The sequence below is a fragment of the Kitasatospora sp. CM 4170 genome (assembly GCF_032110285.1).
Classification (GTDB): Bacteria; Actinomycetota; Actinomycetes; order Streptomycetales; family Streptomycetaceae; genus Kitasatospora; species Kitasatospora aburaviensis.
This window is the reverse complement of sequence record NZ_CP134877.1, coordinates 2,411,552-2,429,748: the sequence shown is the minus strand read 5'-3', so window position 1 is coordinate 2,429,748 and position 18,197 is coordinate 2,411,552. Positions and strand designations below refer to the sequence as shown.

Annotated in this window: 16 protein-coding genes; 11 read left to right on the top strand and 5 right to left on the bottom strand. The window is 73.8% G+C overall.

Translation table 11 applies throughout. The annotated features are described in order from the left end of the window. Window positions 1-172: 172 nt before the first annotated feature. The 5 genes from RMN57_RS09675 (at window position 173) to RMN57_RS09655 (ending at window position 7,554) form a co-directional block, all read left to right on the top strand. Window positions 173-1,276 carry an ATP-binding protein gene (locus RMN57_RS09675; protein WP_313762986.1) on the top strand — a complete coding sequence of 368 codons (1,104 nt, stop codon included), beginning with the start codon at window positions 173-175 and terminating at the stop codon, window positions 1,274-1,276. Window positions 1,277-1,580: 304 nt separating this feature from the next. Then, window positions 1,581-2,702: a phenylalanine--tRNA ligase subunit alpha gene (pheS, locus tag RMN57_RS09670; protein ID WP_313762985.1), complete on the top strand. Its 1,122-nt coding sequence runs from the start codon at window positions 1,581-1,583 to the stop codon at window positions 2,700-2,702. Continuing rightward, the gene (gene pheT, locus RMN57_RS09665; RefSeq protein WP_313762984.1) at window positions 2,702-5,203 is read left to right on the top strand and encodes a phenylalanine--tRNA ligase subunit beta; all 2,502 of its coding nucleotides are present in this window, start codon (window positions 2,702-2,704) and stop codon (window positions 5,201-5,203) included. The genes pheS and pheT overlap by 1 nt, the downstream gene beginning before the upstream one ends. Before the next feature lie 180 nt (window positions 5,204-5,383). Next, window positions 5,384-6,220: a chitosanase gene (locus tag RMN57_RS09660; protein WP_313762983.1), complete on the top strand. Its 837-nt coding sequence runs from the start codon at window positions 5,384-5,386 to the stop codon at window positions 6,218-6,220. A gap of 242 nt (window positions 6,221-6,462) precedes the next feature. Next, window positions 6,463-7,554, top strand: a complete 1,092-nt coding sequence (locus tag RMN57_RS09655) for a substrate-binding domain-containing protein (RefSeq protein ID WP_313762982.1) — start codon at window positions 6,463-6,465, stop codon at window positions 7,552-7,554. A gap of 89 nt (window positions 7,555-7,643) precedes the next feature. Here RMN57_RS09655 and RMN57_RS09650 read toward each other — a convergent pair whose 3' ends face one another. Then, the gene (locus RMN57_RS09650) at window positions 7,644-8,513 is read right to left on the bottom strand and encodes a 3-hydroxybutyryl-CoA dehydrogenase (RefSeq protein ID WP_313762981.1); all 870 of its coding nucleotides are present in this window, start codon (window positions 8,511-8,513) and stop codon (window positions 7,644-7,646) included. A gap of 279 nt (window positions 8,514-8,792) precedes the next feature. Here RMN57_RS09650 and RMN57_RS09645 point away from each other — a divergent pair, with 279 nt between their 5' ends. After that, on the top strand, window positions 8,793-9,611 hold the full coding sequence (locus RMN57_RS09645; RefSeq protein WP_313762980.1) for an SDR family oxidoreductase: 819 nt from the start codon (window positions 8,793-8,795) through the stop codon (window positions 9,609-9,611). A 54-nt stretch (window positions 9,612-9,665) separates the two neighbouring features. Here RMN57_RS09645 and RMN57_RS09640 read toward each other — a convergent pair whose 3' ends face one another. Together RMN57_RS09640 and RMN57_RS09635 are read right to left on the bottom strand one after the other, a co-directional pair. Continuing rightward, on the bottom strand, window positions 9,666-10,664 hold the full coding sequence (locus RMN57_RS09640; RefSeq protein WP_313762979.1) for a 2-dehydropantoate 2-reductase N-terminal domain-containing protein: 999 nt from the start codon (window positions 10,662-10,664) through the stop codon (window positions 9,666-9,668). A 110-nt stretch (window positions 10,665-10,774) separates the two neighbouring features. After that, window positions 10,775-11,716 (bottom strand): polysaccharide deacetylase family protein, encoded by a 942-nt coding sequence (locus RMN57_RS09635; protein WP_313762978.1) that lies wholly within the window; start codon window positions 11,714-11,716, stop codon window positions 10,775-10,777. A gap of 250 nt (window positions 11,717-11,966) precedes the next feature. Here RMN57_RS09635 and RMN57_RS09630 point away from each other — a divergent pair, with 250 nt between their 5' ends. Together RMN57_RS09630 and RMN57_RS09625 are read left to right on the top strand one after the other, a co-directional pair. Then, window positions 11,967-12,866, top strand: coding sequence for an SAM-dependent methyltransferase (locus tag RMN57_RS09630; RefSeq protein WP_313762977.1), 900 nt, complete (start codon window positions 11,967-11,969; stop codon window positions 12,864-12,866). Between the two features lie 222 nt (window positions 12,867-13,088). Further along, a complete protein-coding gene (locus tag RMN57_RS09625) occupies window positions 13,089-13,601 on the top strand; it encodes an FBP domain-containing protein (protein WP_313762976.1) in 513 nt (170 codons plus the stop codon). Window positions 13,602-13,655: 54 nt separating this feature from the next. Here the strand turns inward: RMN57_RS09625 and RMN57_RS09620 are convergent, their stop codons facing one another. Both RMN57_RS09620 and RMN57_RS09615 read right to left on the bottom strand, forming a co-directional pair. Further along, entirely contained in the window at window positions 13,656-14,030 is a 375-nt protein-coding gene (locus tag RMN57_RS09620) for a S4 domain-containing protein (protein WP_313762975.1), read from the bottom strand. Between the two features lie 80 nt (window positions 14,031-14,110). Next, complete coding sequence (locus RMN57_RS09615; protein WP_313762974.1) at window positions 14,111-14,512, bottom strand: VOC family protein; 402 nt, start codon at window positions 14,510-14,512, stop codon at window positions 14,111-14,113. A gap of 97 nt (window positions 14,513-14,609) precedes the next feature. Between RMN57_RS09615 and RMN57_RS09610 the strand changes: the two genes are divergently transcribed. The 3 genes from RMN57_RS09610 to argJ all read left to right on the top strand — a co-directional run bounded on the left by RMN57_RS09610 (window position 14,610) and on the right by argJ (window position 18,141). Beyond that, a complete protein-coding gene (locus tag RMN57_RS09610; RefSeq protein WP_313762973.1) occupies window positions 14,610-15,812 on the top strand; it encodes a methyltransferase in 1,203 nt (400 codons plus the stop codon). A 131-nt stretch (window positions 15,813-15,943) separates the two neighbouring features. Further along, window positions 15,944-16,972 carry an N-acetyl-gamma-glutamyl-phosphate reductase gene (gene argC / locus RMN57_RS09605; protein ID WP_313762972.1) on the top strand — a complete coding sequence of 343 codons (1,029 nt, stop codon included), beginning with the start codon at window positions 15,944-15,946 and terminating at the stop codon, window positions 16,970-16,972. After that, a complete protein-coding gene (gene argJ / locus RMN57_RS09600; RefSeq protein WP_313762971.1) occupies window positions 16,969-18,141 on the top strand; it encodes a bifunctional glutamate N-acetyltransferase/amino-acid acetyltransferase ArgJ in 1,173 nt (390 codons plus the stop codon). Before argC ends, argJ begins: the two co-directional genes overlap by 4 nt. Window positions 18,142-18,197 lie beyond the last annotated feature (56 nt).

The window sequence follows — 18,197 nt, the reverse complement described above, 5'->3', positions numbered from 1 at the left end:
CCGCGCCGGTCCGGGCGTCCGCGCCGCAGGCCCGCGGGGGCGGTCGGACGCGCCCCGGCCGCCCCCGGAAGTCGCGTTCGCCACGCCGCGGGCCCTACTACGGGGGGCCGCGAGACGCTAGGGTCTGCCTCGGTGGGGGGAAAGACACGGTGGGTAATCGGGGAGGACACCCATGGTCGGCAGCGGGCCAGAGCTCGACCCGGACGACCTGCCGGACGGCCTGGTGGTCGCCGACGCGCTGGGCCGGGTGGTCTGCTTCAACCGCGTCGCCGCGCGGCTGACCGGCATCCGTCCGGCGGCCGTCCTCGGCAGCCGGTTGGCGGACGCGCTGCCGCTGGAGGACCTCGACGGCCGCCGCTGGTGGCAGCTGACCGACCCGTACGGCGGCCTGACGATCCGCACCAGCCAGCCGGAGCGCAACCTGCTGCTCCCGGGCGGCCGTGAGGTGCTGGTGTCCGCCCGGTACGTCCGCCCGTACCCGCAGGGGCCGCTGGAGCGGCTGGTCATCGCGCTGCGCGGCACCGAGGCGCGGCGGCGCACCGAGCGCAGCCACGCCGAGCTGATCGCCACCGTCGCGCACGAGCTGCGCTCGCCGCTCACCAGCGTCAAGGGGTTCACGGCGACCCTGCTGGCCAAGTGGGAGCGGTTCACCGACGGGCAGAAGCGGCTGATGCTGGAGACCGTCGACGCGGACGCCGACCGGGTCACCCGGCTGATCGCCGAGCTGCTGGACATCTCCCGGATCGACGCCGGCCGGCTGGAGCTGCGCAAGCAGGTGGTCGACCTCGCGGCCGCGGTGCGCCGGCACGTGGAGCGCACGGTCGCCACCGGCATCCCCGAGGAGCGCTTCGACATCCGGATCGGCGAGCCGCTCACCGTGCTCTGGGCCGACCCGGACAAGGTCGACCAGGTGCTGGCCAACCTGCTGGAAAATGCCGTGCGCCACGGGGAGGGAACTGTCACGATCGAGGTGGCACCGGCCAAGGAGGTCGTCGAGGCACCCGTCTGGGAGCGCTCCGGCACCCCGCCCCGCATCGTGGAAGGCACAGCGGTCACCGTGAGCGACGAAGGAAGCGGCATCCCCGAGGAGTCGATGCCGCGCGTCTTCACCCGCTTCTGGCGGGGCTCCAAGCGCGGCGGCACCGGCCTGGGCCTCTACATCGTCAAGGGCATCGTCGAGGCCCACGGCGGCTCCATCCGCGTCGACCGTGCGCCCGGCGGCGGCGCCCGGTTCCGATTTATCCTGCCCGCCGGGGTACCCGACTTCATGCTCTGAGCGAGCAGGAACGGCCGGCAGCGCACGCTGCCGAGCCCGGGACCGGCGGGCGGAGCACCGTCCGACCGCCGTCGTGCGGTCTTCCGGAGTCGTCGCCCGACGGGGCTTGACGACGGTCGCGCTACGCGCTGCGACTACACTCGACCTTTGGCGTTGCGCAACGCCCTGCGCGGCCGTGCCGCGGACAACCCCCCTGACCGTCGAGGCGGGGGCTGCCCGTGCCCCGGCCACGCAGGGTGTGACGCGAAAGGCGTTCACCCCCTTCACCTGAGCACGGACGAGCAGGAGCACGGGAAAGATAGAGATGTCGGCACCCAACAAGTCGTACGACCCGGTCGAGGTCGAGGCCCTCAAGCCCGAGGCGGTGGAGCAGGCCCGGGACGAGGCGATCGCCGCGTTCGCCGCCGCCGCCTCCCTCGACGAGCTGAAGCAGGCCAAGGTCGCCCACACCGGCGACCGTTCCGCGCTCTCCCTCGCCAACCGCGAGATCGGCGCCCTGCCCCCGCACGCCAAGGCCGCCGCCGGCAAGCTGATCGGCCAGGCCCGCGGCGCCGTCAACCAGGCCCTCGCCAGGCGCCAGGCCGAACTGGAGGCGGAGCGGGACGCCCGCGTGCTGGTCGAGGAGGCGGTGGACGTCACGCTGCCCTACGACCGCGCACCGCGCGGCGCCCGCCACCCGCTGACCACGCTGGCCGAGCGCATCGAGGACACCTTCGTCGCGATGGGCTACCAGGTCGCCGAGGGCCCCGAGGTCGAGGCCGAGTGGCTGAACTTCGACGCCCTCAACCTGGGCCCGGACCACCCGGCCCGCTCGATGCAGGACACCTTCTTCGTCCAGGCCCCGGACGGCACCGCCGACTCCGGCGTCGTGCTGCGGACCCAGACCTCCCCGGTCCAGGCCCGCACCATGCTCGACCGCGAGCCCCCCATCTACGTCGTCTGCCCCGGCCGGGTCTACCGGACCGACGAGCTGGACGCCACCCACACCCCGGTCTTCCGGCAGGTCGAGGGCCTGGCCGTGGACGAGGGCATCACCTTCGCCGACCTCAAGGGCACCATCGAGCTGCTGGTGTCCAAGCTGATCGGCGACGGTCTGGAGCTGCGCTGGCGGCCCTCGTACTTCCCGTTCACCGAGCCGAGCGCCGAGATCGACCTGCAGTGCTTCGTCTGCCGCGGCGAGTCCGTCGGCAACCCGGACAAGCCCTGCCGCACCTGCTCCTCGGAGGGCTGGATCGAGCTCGGCGGCTGCGGCGTGGTCAACCCGCGGGTGCTGGTCGCCTGCGGCGTCGACCCGAACCGCTACAGCGGGTTCGCCTTCGGTCTGGGCCTGGAGCGAATCCTGATGAACCGCCACAACGTCGCCGACATGCGCGACATGGTCGAGGGTGACGTCCGCTTCACCCTCCCGTTCGGGATGGAGATCTGATGCGCGTCCCGCTTTCCTGGCTGCGCGAGTACGTCGACCTGCCGGCCGGCGAGACCGGTCGCGACGTGGCCGAGCGCCTGGTGCGCGCCGGCCTGGAGGTCGAGACGGTCGAGCAGCTCGGCGGAGACCTCAAGGGTCCGCTGGTGGTCGGCGAGGTGCTCTCCATCGAGGAGCTGAGCGGCTTCAAGAAGCCGATCCGGCACTGCTTCGTCAACGTCGGCGACGCCAACGGCACCGGGGAGCCGCAGGAGATCGTCTGCGGTGCGACCAACTTCGCCGTCGGCGACAAGGTCGTCGTCGTGCTCCCGGGCGCCGTGCTGCCCGGCCCGTTCCCGATCTCCGCGCGGCAGACCTACGGCCACACCTCGGCCGGCATGATCTGCTCGGCGCGCGAGCTGGGCATGGGCGACGACCACAACGGCATCATCGTGCTGCCGCCCGAGTACGAGCCCGGCACCGACGCGATCGAGCTGCTCCAGCTGGTCGACGAGGTGCTGGACATCGCCGTCACCCCGGACCGCGGCTACTGCCTGTCCATGCGCGGCGTCGCCCGCGAGGCCGCCGCCGCGTACGGGCTGCCGCTGGCCGACCCGGCGCTGCTGGACGTGCCGCCGGCCAACTCCTTCGGCTACCTGGTCAAGGTCAACGACCCGGCCGGCTGCGACCGCTTCGTCGCCCGCACCGTGGTCGGCCTGGACCCGAACGCCAAGTCCCCGATCTGGCTGCAGCGCCGCCTCCAGAAGGCGGGCATCCGCCCGATCTCGCTGGCCGTCGACATCACCAACTACGTGATGCTGGAGGTCGGCCAGCCGCTGCACGCGTACGACAAGCAGCGCGTCGACGGCCCGATCACCGTCCGCCGGGCGGAGCAGGGCGAGACCCTCACCACCCTCGACGGCGTGCAGCGCAAGCTGTCCCCCGAGGACCTGCTGATCTGCGACAACAGCGGCCCGATCGGCCTGGCCGGCGTGATGGGCGGCGCCTCCACCGAGATCCTCGACCCGGCCGCCGGGCCGGGCACCACCGAGGTGATCATCGAGGCGGCGCACTTCGACCCGGTCGCCATCGCCCGCGGCGCCAAGCGGCACAAGCTGCCGTCCGAGGCGTCCAAGCGCTTCGAGCGCGGCGTCGACCCGGAGGCCGCCCGCGCCGCCGCGCAGCGCGCCGTCGACCTGCTGGTGCTGATCGCCGGCGGCACCGCCGAGGCGGGCGTCACCGACATCGCCGCCCCGCACCCGGTGCGCACCATCACCATCGCCGCCGACCTGCCCGACCGGGTGGCCGGCACCGAGTACGGCCGCGAGACCGTCACCCGGCGCCTGCAGGAGATCGGCTGCTCGGTGGCGGGCGCCGACGTCCTGGAGGTCACCCCGCCGACCTGGCGCCCCGACCTCACCGACCCGTACGACCTCGCGGAGGAGGTCATCCGGCTGGAGGGCTACGACAACGTCCCCGCCCGGATGCCCACCGTGCCGCCGGGCAAGGGCCTGACCGAGGCCCAGCGCACCCACCGCCGGGTGGGCGTGGCGCTGGCCGGAGCCGGCTACGTCGAGGTCAACAACTACCCGTTCGTCGGCGGGGCCGCCTTCGACGGGCTGGGCCTGGAGGCGGACGACCGCCGCCGCCGCACGGTCAAGCTGGTCAACCCGCTCAACGACGAGGAGCCGGCGCTGCGCACCACGCTGCTGCCGGGCCTGCTCGGGGCGCTGCGCCGCAACATCGGCCGCGGCAACACCGACCTGGCGGTCTTCGAGACCGGCACGGTCTTCCTGCCGAAGGACGAGCTGTCGGTCGCGCCGCGCCCGGCGGTCGACCGCCGGCCGAGCGCCGAGGAGCTGGCCGCGCTGGACGCCGCGCTGCCGCACCAGCCGCGCCGGGTCGCCGTCGCCCTCGCGGGCGAGCGGCTGCCGTCCGGCTGGTGGGGCACGGGCGGCCGGGCGAGCTGGGCCGACGCCGTCGAGGCCGGCCGGACGGTCGCCCGCGCGGCCGGCGTGGAGCTGACCGTGCGCCAGGGCCAGCTGGCCCCGTGGCACCCGGGCCGCTGCGCGGAGCTCGTGGTGGCCGGCACCGACCGCGTGGTCGGTCACGCCGGAGAGCTGCACCCGCGCGTGGTCAAGGCGCTGGGTCTGCCGGAGCGCACCAGCGCGATGGAGATCGACCTGGACCTGCTCACCGAGGACGGCGCCGAGCGGGTCTCCGGCCCGTCCGTCTCCGCCTTCCCGGTGGCCACCCAGGACGTCGCGCTGATCGTGGACACCGCCGTCCCGGCCGCCCAGGTGGAGGCCGCGCTGAAGGCCGGCGCCGGCGAACTGCTGGAGGACATCCGGCTGTTCGACGTCTTCACCGGTGAGCAGGTCGGTGAGGGCAAGAAGTCGCTGGCGTACGCGCTGCGCTTCCGCGCCACCGACCGCACGCTGACCGCCGACGAGGCCAGCGGTGCCCGCGAGGCGGCCGTCGCCGAGGCCGTGGCCCGTACGGGCGCGGTGCTGCGCGGCGCCTGACGTACCGTCGAAGGGCCCCGACCGGACTTCCCGGTCGGGGCTTTTCGCATGCCTTAAGGGGCAGACCCCTTGCGCCGGGCTGGGCGTGTTCGCTTCAATCTCGTTAGGAAAGTTTCCTAACACCTCAGCGCCCGGGTGCCCCCCGATGCCCGCGCGCCCACGGAAACCACGGAGCGTCAGATGCAACCCAAGCACCGCACCGTCCGCGTCGCCCTCGCGGCCCTGCTGATCGCCGCCCCCGCCGCCCTGGCGGCGGCCAACGTCGCGGCCGCCGCCCCGGCCCCGGCCGCCGTCCAGGTCAAGGCCGTCGGCCTCGACGACCCGCACAAGAAGGACATCGCGATGCAGCTGGTGTCCAGCGCCGAGAACTCCTCGCTGGACTGGAAGGCCCAGTACAAGTACATCGAGGACATCAAGGACGGCCGCGGCTACACCGCCGGCATCATCGGCTTCTGCTCCGGCACCGGTGACATGCTGGAGCTGGTCGAGCACTACACCGACCTCAAGCCGGGCAACGTCCTGGCCAAGTACCTCCCGGCGCTGCGCAAGGTCAACGGCACCGACTCGCACTCCGGCCTCGGCTCCGCCTTCGAGCGCGACTGGGCCACCGCCGCCAAGGACGGCGTCTTCCAGCAGGCGCAGAACGACGAGCGTGACCGCGTCTACTTCAACCCGGCGGTCGGCCAGGCCAAGTCCGACGGGCTGCGCGCGCTCGGCCAGTTCGCCTACTACGACGCCATCGTCATGCACGGCCCCGGCACCAGCTCGGACAGCTTCGGCGGCATCCGCAAGGCGGCCATGAAGAAGGCCAAGACCCCGGCCCAGGGCGGCGACGAGGCCACCTACCTCAAGGCGTTCCTGGAGGCCCGCAAGGTGGTCATGAAGCAGGAGGAGGCCCACGCCGACACCAGCCGGGTCGACACCGAGCAGTCGGTCTTCCTGAACGCGAAGAACTTCGACCTCAACCCGCCGCTGAAGTGGAAGGTCTACGGCGACAGCTACACCATCAACAGCTGAGGCCGGGCGGCGGACAGCGGGGCGGGAGGGCGTGTGCCTTCCCGCCCCCTTCGGCATGTGGAGATCGGGACTGCAGCGGTTGAACACCGAGCTGCGAGGATGTGCACGCTTCCTTCACTCCATAACGAATCGGGCAGAACAGATCTCGAAGAAGCCTTCACTTATTGACGGCGCGGTGTAGTGGCACGGAGACTCCGTCCTCTGCCGTATGACGCGGCGCAGTACAGGAGGCATCACCCACCATGAACAGACCAACCCGTCGAGCGGCCGCCGGCACGGCGGCCGCCCTGGCGCTGGCGCTCACCCTCGCGGCCTGCGGCCAGGACGACGGAGCGCAGAAGCCGTCCGCCGGCGGCAACAAGACCATCGGGCTGCTGCTGCCGGAGAACGCCTCCTCCACCCGGTACGAGGCCTTCGACCGGCCGCTGATCGAGGCCACGATCACCGGCCTCTGCCCCAAGTGCACGGTCGACTACGCCAACGCGAACGGCAGCGAGACCTCCCAGAAGAGCCAGTTCGACCAGCTGCTGGCCAAGGGCGTCAAGGTGATCCTGCTCGACCCGGTGAACGCCAAGGTCACCGCCCCGTGGGTCGAGGCGGCCGCCGCCAAGGGCGTGCAGGTCGTCGCCTACGACCGGCTCGCCGAGGGCAAGGTCTCCGCGTACGTCTCCTTCGACAACCAGCGCACCGGCGAGCTCCAGGGCCAGGCCCTGCTGGACGCCCTCGGGCCGAAGGCCGCCGCGGCGAACGTGGTGATGATCAACGGCGCCGAGACGGACCCCAACGCCGCGATGTTCAAGGCCGGCGCGCACCGGGCGCTGGACGGGCGGGTCAAGAAGATCGCCTACGAGCAGTCCGGCGAGTGGAAGCCGGAGGTGGCCACCGCGAAGATGAACGAGGCCATCAAGGCCCTCGGCAAGGACGGCATCCAGGCCGTCTACGCGGCCAACGACGGCATGGCGGCCGCGGTCGTCGACGCCCTCAAGGCGGCCGGCCTCAAGAACGTGCCGGTGGGCGGCCAGGACGCGTCCATCGACGCGGTGCGCCGGGTGCTCACCGGCGAGCAGACCTACACCATCTACAAGCCCTACAAGCCCGAGGCCGAGGCGGCGGGCAGCATCGCCGTCCAGCTGCTGGAGGGCATGGACATCAGCTCCTCCGCGAGCTCGCTCACCGAGAGCGGCGGCCAGCGCATCCCCTCGCTGCTGCTCACCCCGATCGTGGTGACCAAGCCGAAGGTCCAGGTGACGGTGGTCGGCGGCGGCCTCTACAAGGCGGCCGACATCTGCACCGCGGAGTACGCGGACGCCTGCGCGGCGGCCGGCGTCAAGTAACGGCGGCCGGCGTCAGGTAACGATGGCCGGTGCCAGGTAGTGCTGGCCGGTGCCCCTCCCGGCCGACCGGGGAGGGGCACCGCAGCCGGTCAGGCGCTCGCGGTGTAGTCGTAGAAGCCGCGGCCGGACTTGCGGCCCAGCAGGCCCGCGTCGACCATCCGGGACAGCAGCGGGGGAGCGGCGTACAGCGGCTCCTTGTACTCGTCGTACATCGACTCGGCGATCGAGACGATGGTGTCCAGGCCGATCAGGTCGCACAGGCGCAGCGGCCCCATCGGGTGGGCGCAGCCGGCCTCCATGCCCTTGTCGATGTCGGAGGCGGTGGCCACGCCCGACTCGAACATCCGCACCGCCGAGAGCAGGTACGGCACCAGCAGGGCGTTCACCACGAAGCCGGCGCGGTCGCGGGCGCGGATCGGCTCCTTGCCGAGCACCTGGGTCGCGAACGCCTCCACCCGCTCGGTGGTGGTGGCCGAGGTGGTCAGGGTGGGGATCACCTCGACCAGCTTCTGCACCGGCGCCGGGTTGAAGAAGTGCAGGCCGATGACCTGCTCCGGGCGTGTGGTGGCGGCGGCCAGCTTCACGATCGGGATCGACGAGGTGTTCGAGGCGAGGATCGCGTCCCGGCGCTCGATCACCTGGTCCAGCGTCTGGAAGATCTGGACCTTGATGTCCTCGCGCTCGGCGACCGCCTCGACCACCAGGTCGCGGTCGGCGAAGTCGGCGAGGTCGGTGGTGAAGGTCAGCCGGGCCAGCGCCTCGTCGCGCTTCTCCACCGTCAGCTTGCCCCGCTTGACGGCGGTCTCCAGGGAGTTGGTCACCCGGGTGCGGCCGAACTCCAGGGCCTCCCCGCTGGCCTCCGACACCAGGACGTCCAACCCGGCCCGGGCGAACACCTCCGCGATGCCCGACCCCATCAGGCCGCAGCCGATCACTCCGACGCGCGCGATGTCACTCACTCAGTTGCCCTTCGATGGTGCTGGGGTGTGCGGCCCCAGCGACAGGTGGCCCAGCAAGGTGCTGTTCAGCGGTGGGGAGCACCGGAATCCGGGCACCCGTGAACCGCCTCGACGACGTTACTACTCCGTACCGGCCGGTAGGTCATCCCCTCCCCGGCTGGGCCGGACGGGTGAGGCGGCCGTTCCCGCCCGTGCGCCCGGGTCCCGCCCCGCCCCCGGGCGGACAGAATGCGGGACGGCCGCCCGCCGGCGGCGGGCCGCAGGCGAAGGGAGCACGGGATGCCGACGGGATCGCTCACGGGGCAGGTCGCCCTGGTCACCGGAGCCGGCCGCGGGCTCGGGCGGGAGATCGCCATCGGCCTCGCCGCCGAGGGCATGGCCGTCGGCCTCGTCGGCCGCACCCACCAGACCCTCGCCGAGACCCTCCGGGAATGCGCCCGGCGCGGGGCCCGGGGCGTCGCCGTCGCCGCCGACGTCACCCGGCCCGCCTCGGTGCGCGAGGCCGTCCGCGCCGTCGCGCGCGACCTCGGCCCGATCGACCTGCTGGTCAACAACGCCGGCCAGGTCGACGCGAGCGAGGCCCCGCTCTGGGAGACCGACCCGAACCAGTGGTGGCAGGTCGTCGAGACCAACCTGCGCGGCCCCTACAACCTGCTGCGCTGCGTCCTGCCCGGCATGGTCGAACGCGGCCGCGGGCGGGTGGTCAACCTCAACTCCGGCTTCGCGCTGCGCCCGGACCCGCACTACACCGCGTACGCCACCTCGAAGGCCGCGCTGCTGCGGCTCTCCGACAACCTCGCCGATTCGCTCGCCGAGCACCACGTGGTCGTCCTCGACATCAGCCCGGGCGCAGTCGCCACCGACATGACCGCCGCGATGCCGATGTTCCGCGACATGAAGTCCTGGGGCTCCGTCCCGTACGTGGTCGCGGTCGCCGTCGACGCCGCCCGCGGGCGCTTCGACGCGCTGCACGGCCGGTTCATCCACGCCGGGCGGGACAACCTGGAGGAGCTGGTCGGGCTCGCCGACGGCATCCGCGCGGCGGACGCCCGCACGCTGCGGCTGCGCCCGTACGGGCCGGGGGACCCGATGGGCTGACGGCGGGCGTGGCGGGTGGTCCGAGTGGCTCCGGCGGTGCGGGCCCGGCGGGCGTCAGAGCTCCAGCAGCGCCTGCCGCTCCTCGGCGGTGAGCGAGCCCGGGGCGCGCCCGGCCCGGGCGAAGGCGCCGGCCAGCCGCTGCAGCGCCTCGTTGAGCGGGGTCGGCACCCCGTGCAGCCGGCCGAGCAGCACGATCTCGCCGTTGAGGTGGTCCGCCTCGATCGAGCCGGTGCCGCGCGCCAGGCTCTGCCAGGACGAGCTGCCGCTGCGCCCGACCCCCGGAACCGACCCCATCGTCATCGCCTTCCCGGCCAGCGCGGCCTGCTCCTGCGGGTCGTGGTGCGCGATGCCTGCCGCGGCCAGCACCGCCGACCCCTCCGCCGTCGCCCGGTGGCGCAGGCCGTCGAGCGGATCGCCCGCGACCGGGCCGGCCACCGCGTCCAGCGCGTTGCCGAGGTTGCCGAGCAGCTTGGTGTACTTCCAGCTCATCGTGGCGTCGTCGACGGGCGCGTCGAACGCGGACGCCGCCAGGTCGGCCGCCACCGCCGCGGCCGTCGGGCCGCCGTCGCCCGCGGGGTAGCCGCCGATCCGCAGCACCCCGCTCACCGGCGTCCCGGCGGCGGTGACCAGCCCCGGCTCCACGAAGCCCGACGGCAGCCAGACGCACACCGCCAGCACCCGGCGGAAGAGCCGCAGCGCGAGCCGCTCGTTCTCCACCCCGTTCTGCGCGCAGAGCACCGGCAGCCGCTCGCCGGCCGTACCGCCGCCGGCCACCGGGCGCGGCGCCCACGCCGCCAGGGCGGCGGCGCTGTCCTGCGTCTTCACGGCCAGCACCAGGGCGTCGTCCGGGCGCAGCGCCACGCCCTCGGGGCCGTCCGCCACCGGGATCCGCAGCGTCCGCAGGCCCTCCGGCGTGCCGAACCGCAGACCGCCCTCGCGCAGCGCGGCGAGCTGCGCGCCGCGTGCCACCAGGACCACCTCGTGCCCGCCCTCGTGCAGCCGGGCACCGATCGTGCCGCCCACCGCACCCGCCCCGACGATGATGTAGCGCATGCCGGAAGCATGGCACGGCGGCGCGCGCCGGGTCAGGCACTCCCGGGATGCCCGGCGCCCCGGCCGGATCGGGCCGGATCGGCCGGGCCGTCGGGACCGGCCGGGCGGCCTCAGGCCGGCGTGAAGAGCCGGCTGGCCGTGACCGGCTTCAGACCGGCCTTGGCGAGGCCGTCCAGGATGCCGGGCAGCGCGTCGAGCGTGCACTGGTGGCCCATGTGCAGGGCGACCACCGAGCCGCCCTTGACCGACGTCAACACCCGGCGCTGGAGCTCCGCCGCGCTCGGGTCGCCGTAGTCGCGCGGGTCGACGTCGAAGGAGAGCACGTGCTCGTAGCCGACCGCCTTGGCCTGCTCGCGCACCATCGGGGTGGCGTACTGGGCGGCGGAGGGGCGGAACCAGCGGCCGATCGAGCCGGTCAGGCGCTGCAGCCGCTCCGCGCACTGGGCGATCTCGGCGCGCGCCTGGTCGGGGCTCATCGCCGAGATGTTCTGGTGGTTCTGGGTGTGGTTGCCCAGTTCGTGGCCGCCGTCCAGGATGCGCCGGGCCATCTGCGGCTGCTGGTCCAGCCAGCTGCCGACGGCCATCACGGTCAGCCCGGCGCCGCGCTGCTCGGCGATCTCCAGCAGGGCGGTGGCCAGCTTCGGGTCGCCGCTGCCGTGGACGGTGAGCGCGACGTTCTTGCCGGTGCGCGGACCGTACACGACCTCCAGCGGGGTGCCCGGGGGCAGCGGCGGCAGCACCGGCGGGCTCGGCGGCGCCGACGGCGTGGCGGCGGCCGCCACGGCGCCGGGCTGCGGGTCCGCGGAGGGGGAGGCGGTGGGTGCGGGGGAGGCCGGCCCCTCGCCGCCCGACCAGGCCGGGTCCACCGCGGCCGGGTCCCCGCCCGCCGGGTCGACGGTGCCGGGGTGCACGGCGAGCGTCCCCGGGTCGGCCCGGCGCGGGGCGGTGCTGCCGCACGCGGCGAGCAGCCCGCCCCCGGCGGTCAGCACGGCGAGCCTGGCGGTGGCACGCAGCAGGGTACGGCGGTCGGCGATCATCCGGTCGGCAGTCATCGGCAGCCAGCATAGAGACGGCTCACGGCCGGGGGCGATTCGAGGGCGTGCCCCCGGCCGGCCGTCGGCGTGCACACACATCGTGCACACGCGCGGGCCTTGCGGCACCGGACGAACCCCGAACTCTCACTGTTTCCACGCCAGGCCGTCGGATACGATCACGGCGCGCCGCGTGCTTCGGGGAGTTGCGCCGCGGCGGCAGCCGATCCGGCAGCGGATTCCGGAAGTGAGCACAGGGGGACGGAACAGGATGCACGAGGACAGCACCGCTTCGGCGGCCACCGGTACGGACATCGGCAGCGACTGGGACTGGGCCAGGGCCAGGGCCGACGACTGGCAGCCGCCGACCGAGCTCGACACCGGCGTCCCGCACACCGCCCGGATGTACGACTACTACCTCGGCGGCAAGGACAACTTCGAGGCCGACCGCAAGGCGGCCGAGGCCGCCATCGCCGCCTACCCCGCGCTGCCTCTGCTGGCCCGCACCAACCGCGAATTCCTCGGCCGCGCCGTCGAGTACGCGGCCGGCCGGGGCATCCGCCAGTACGTCGACATCGGCACCGGCATCCCGTCCGTCGGCTCCACCAGCGAGGTCGCCCGGCGGGTCGTCCCGGACGCCCGGGTCGTCTACGTCGACAACGACCCGATCGTCGCCACCCACGCCCGCGCCCTGCTGGCGAGCCACAAGGCCGGCCACACCTCGGTGATCGAGGCCGACCTGCGCGACCCGGCCTCGATCCTCGACCACCCCGGCCTGCTCGCCGCCGTCGACCTGGACCAGCCGGTCGCCCTGATGCTCGTCGCCGTGCTGCACTTCATCCGGGACGAGGACGGCGCCGAGGCGATCGTCCGCACCCTGCGGGACGCACTCGCGCCCGGCAGCGCGCTGATCCTCTCCCACGGCAGCCCCGACTTCGCCTCGCGGGAGAGCGCGGCCGAGGGCGCCCGGATCTACAAGAGTGCGAGCGCCCCGCTGGTGCTGCGCCCGCGCGCCGCGGTGGAGCCGTTCTTCGGCGACTTCGAGTTCGCCGGCCCCGGCCTGGTCCAACTCCCGCTCTGGCGGCCGGAAGCCGGCCACGTCCCCACCACCGACCTGCCCGAGGGCTGGCAGGACGTGTCCGCCTACGCCGGCGTGGCCGTCAAGCGCTGACGGCCGCGCGCCGTGCCCGTGGGCCGATGCGGGGACGCCGGGGCGCACGGCGGACCGGCCCCGGCGCCTCCCTCCGAGCGCCGGGACCGGGCCGTCCCCCGTCCACCCACGAAGCTAGCCCCCGCCACTGACAACCGGTCGGTCCGGGGCCCCGGCGTCCACCGGCGCGACGGGCGGAAACCGGCGCGACGGCGGGCACGGGCCGGTGTTAGCGTCCGAATCATGAGGCCCCTGAGCGAGAACGAGATCCGCGGCTCCTTCGTCAACTGCTCGAAGGGCGAGGCCCGTCGGCTCAACCTGCCCCGAGGTCTGGACGAACTCCCCTGGGACGCCCTGGACTTCCTCGGCTGGCGGGACCAGGGCGCGCCCGACCGCGGCTACCTGGTGGCCGAGCACGGCGGGGAACTGGTCGGCATCACGCTCCGGGTGCCCTCGGTGCGCCGCAGCCTGCGGATGAGCAACGTCTGCTCGCTCTGCATCTGCACCCACGCCGGCTCCGGCGTCGCGCTGCTGGCAGCCCGGCGGGCGGGCGCGGCCGGGCGGGAGGGGAACACCGTCGGCACCTACGTCTGTGCGGACCTCGCGTGTTCGCTCCACCTGCGCGGGCTGAAGAAGTCCGCGCTGGTCAGCCGGCCCGAGGAGTCGCTCTCGGTCGAGGAGCAGGTGGCCCGGATGACGGGCAACCTGGAGGCGTTCCTGGCCAAGGTCCTCACCGACACCACGGTCACCGCCTGAGCCGGTCGGGCCAGGTGGGCCCGGCCGGGCCGGCCCACCCGCACGGCCCGTTCGCTACGTCCGCCGCAGCTGGTCCAGCTCGCGGCGGTCCCGCTTGGTGGGGCGCCCGGCGCCCCGGTCGCGCACGCCGGCGGCCGGCGTCAGCTCGCGCGCCGGCCGCGGCGGACTGTTGTCCACCAGGCACTCGGCGGCGACCCCGGCCCCGACCCGCTTGCGGATCAGCCGCTTCACCACGACGACCCGCTCGTACCCCTCCTCGCGGACCCGGACCTCGTCCCCGGGCTTCAACGCCTGCGCGGGCTTGGCCCGCTCCCCGTTCACCCGCACGTGCCCGGCCCGGCAGGCGGCCGCGGCCAGCGCGCGCGTCTTGGCGAGCCGGACCGACCAGATCCAGCTGTCGACCCGGACGCTTCCCTCGTCTTCGACCATCCTCCGAGCCTACCGAGGCCGTGCGCGACCCACCGAGCCCGGCGCGGGCACGCGGCGGGGCCACGCCCCGGCCGTAGGCCCTACCCGGCCGGCGACTCCTGGACCGCCCAGCCGTTGCCGTCCGGATCGCTGAAGAACACGAACGAGTTCCAGTCCCCGCCGCGCCCGTCCACCCGGGCGCCGGCCTCGAAGTGCTGGACCGGGCTGACCTCGACGCCCCGCGCGACCAGCTCGCCGTGCGCCTTGTCGATGTCCGGCACCACCAGCTGCAGCCCCTTCAGGGAGCCCGGTGGCGCCTCCGTGACGCCGGTCCCCACCACGATCGAGCAGCCCGAGCCCGGCGGCGTCAGCTGCACCACCCGGACCCCGTCGCGGATCCGGGTGTCGTGGTCCACCGTGAAGCCGGTCTGTTCCTCGTAGAACACCTTGGCCCGGTCCACGTCCGATACCGGCACCACCACGACTTCGAGCTTCCAGTCCATGCCCACACCCCTTCCGGTCAGGCCCTTCCGGTCGGGCCCCTCCAGTATCGGCCGCCCGGGCGGCCCGCGCCCGGCGGTCGGCTAGCCTGAGATCACGATGAACCGCCTCAGCACGCCCGCCGCCGCCACCCCCTTCACCACCCCGTGGGGCACCTTCGAGCTCACCCGCTACCCGGAGGACCCGCGCGAGCGGCTGCGCGCCTGGGACGCCGCCGACGAGTACCTGCTGCGCCACCTCGCCGGCGAGGCCGACAGCGCCGCGGGCGCCGCCACCGACCTCACCGGCCGCACCGTCGCCGTCCTCGGCGACCGCTGGGGCGCCCTCACCACGGCGCTCGCCGCCCACGGGCCGATCCAGATCAGCGATTCGCACCTCGGCCGCCGGGCCACCCGGGCCAACCTGGCCCGGGCCGGCGCCGCCCCCGACGCGGCGCGCCTGCTCACCACCCGGGACACCCCGCCCGAGCGCATCGACGTCCTGCTGGTCCGGGTGCCCAAGAGCCTTGCCCTGCTGGAGGACCAGCTGTACCGGCTGGCCCCGGCGCTCCACCCGGGCACCGTGGTGGTCGGCACCGGCATGGTCACCGAGATCCACACCTCCACGCTCCAGCTCTTCGAGCGCATCCTCGGCCCGACCCGCACCTCGCTCGCGGTCCGCAAGGCCAGGCTGATCTTCTGCACGCCGGACCCGGCGCTCGACCCCGGCCCCAACCCCTGGCCGCACTCCTACGCCCTGCCCGGCGACATCGGCCCGGCCTCGGGCCGCACCGTGGTCAACCACGCCGGCACCTTCTGCGCGGAGCGCCTCGACATCGGCACCCGCTTCTTCCTCGGCCACCTGCCGACCGCCGCGCCCGGCGCCCGCGTGGTCGACCTCGGCTGCGGCAACGGCGTGGTCGGCACCGCCACCGCGCTGGCGAGCCCCGGCGCGGAGCTGGTCTTCGTCGACGAGTCCCACCAGGCGGTGGCCTCGGCCGAGGCCACCTTCCGGGCCAACCTCGGCCCGGACGCCCCGGCCGAGTTCCTCACCGCCGACGCGCTCGCCGAGGGCACCGTCGCGCCCGGTTCGGTCGACCTGGTGCTCAACAACCCGCCGTTCCACTCCCACCAGGCCACCACCGACGCCACGTCCTGGCGGATGTTCACCGGCGCCCGCCGGGCCCTGCGTCCCGGCGGGGAGCTCTGGGTGGTCGGCAACCGGCACCTCGGCTACCACGTCAAGCTGCGCCGCCTCTTCGGCAACTGCCAACTCGTGGCGGGCAACCCCAAGTTCGTCGTCCTCAAGGCCGTCAAGCGCTGACGGCTGATTCTGCGCCTCGGCTCGCCCCTTCGGCTCGCTCGGCGACTGCCGGGCCGGTGGGGTTCGTCGCATACTCCTTGCATGAATGTTCCGCACTGCGTATATTCATGCCACGACCAAGGAGGAATGCCATGGCATTGCGAGTCGCCGTCGCCGGTGCGAGCGGTTACGCGGGCGGCGAGGTGCTGCGTCTGCTGCTCGGCCACCCGGAGGTGGAGATCGGTGCGCTCACGGGCGGCTCGAACGCGGGCACCAGGCTCGGCGCCCTGCAGCCGCACCTGATCCCGCTGGCCGACCGCGTCCTGGAGCCGACCACCCCCGAGGTGCTGGCCGACCACGACGTGGTGTTCCTCGCGCTGCCGCACGGCCAGTCCGCCGCGGTGGCCGAGGCCCTCGGCCAGAACGTGCTGGTCGTGGACTGCGGCGCCGACTTCCGGCTCAGGGCCGCCGCCGACTGGGAGCAGTTCTACGGCTCGGCGCACGCCGGCACCTGGCCCTACGGCCTGCCCGAACTGCCCGGCCACCGCACCGCGCTCAAGGGCGTCAACCGGATCGCCGTCCCCGGCTGCTACCCGACCGCCGTCTCGCTCGCGCTCTTCCCGGCCTACGCCGCGCAGCTCGCCGAGCCCGAGGCCGTCATCGTCGCCGCCTCCGGCACCTCCGGCGCCGGCAAGGCCGCCAAGACCCACCTGCTCGGCAGCGAGGTCATGGGCAGCGTCAGCGCCTACGGCGTCGGCGGCGTCCACCGGCACACCCCGGAGATGTCGCAGAACCTCACCCCGCTCGCCGGGGAGCCGGTCACCGTCTCCTTCACCCCCACCCTCGTCCCGATGCCGCGCGGCATCCTCGCCACCTGCTCCGCCAAGGCCCGGCCCGGCGTGACCGGCGAGAGCCTGCGCGCCGCCTACGCCGAGGCGTTCGCCGGCGAGCCCTTCGTCCACCTGCTGCCCGAGGGGCACTGGCCGCAGACCAGCAGCGTCTACGGCTCCAACGCCGCCCTCGTCCAGGTCGCCCTGGACGAGACCGCCGGGCGGATCGTCGCGATCAGCGCGATCGACAACCTGGTCAAGGGCACCGCCGGCGGCGCGGTGCAGAGCATGAACATCGCCCTCGGCCTCCCCGAGGAGCTCGGCCTTCCCGTGAACGGAGTCGCACCGTGACCGACGATCAGAACCTCGGAGTGACGGCCGCCAAGGGCTTCCGCGCCGCCGGGATCACCGCCGGCATCAAGGCCTCCGGCACCCCGGACCTCGCGCTGGTCGTCAACGACGGCCCCTCGCTCGCCGCCGCCGGCGTCTTCACCGCCAACCGGGTCAAGGCCGCCCCCGTCCTCTGGTCCGAGCAGGTCCTCAAGGGCGGACTGGTCTCCGCCGTCGTCCTCAACTCCGGTGGCGCCAACGCCTGCACCGGCCCGCTCGGCTTCCAGGACACCCACGCCACCGCCGAGAAGGTCGCCGAGGAGCTGAAGCTCAACGCCGGCGAGGTCGCCGTCGCGTCCACCGGCCTGATCGGCGTCCGGCTGCCGATGGACGTCCTGCTGCCCGGCGTCGCCACCGCCGCCGCCGAGCTCAGCGCCACCGGCGGCGAGGCCGCCGCGATCGCCATCAAGACCACCGACACCGTCCACAAGACCGCCCAGGTCACCAGCCCGGCCGGCTGGACGGTCGGCGGCATGGCCAAGGGCGCCGGCATGCTCGCGCCGAGCCTCGCCACGATGCTGGTCGTCCTCACCACCGACGCCGACCTCGACGCCCCGGCGCTGGACGAGGCGCTGCGCGGCGCCACCCGCACCACCTTCGACCGGATCGACTCCGACGGCTGCATGTCCACCAACGACACGGTGCTGCTGCTCGCCTCCGCCGCCTCCGGGACCGCCCCCGACCGGGCGGAGTTCGACGAGGCCGTCCGCACCGTCTGCGCCGACCTCGCCCGTCAGCTGATCGGCGACGCCGAGGGCGCGAGCAAGGAGATCCGGATCGACGTCACCGACGCCGCCACCGAGGAGGAGGCCGTCGACGTCGCCCGGGTCATCGGCCGCAACAACCTGCTCAAGTGCGCCCTCCACGGCGAGGACCCGAACTGGGGCCGGGTGCTGGCCGCCATCGGCACCACCACCGCCGCGTTCGACCCGAACCGCCTCGACGTGGCCATCAACGGCGTCTGGGTCTGCCGGGACGGCGGCGTGGGGGAGGACCGCGACCTGGTCGACATGACCGGCCGCGAGATCGTCATCACCGCCCGGCTCAACGCTGGCGGGGCCACCGCCACCCTGTGGACCAACGACCTCACCGCCGACTACGTGCACGAGAACAGCGCCTACTCCACCTGAGCACCGGCGCCACCCGACCGCTCACCCCACCTGAAGCCGGATCCGACAAGGGACAC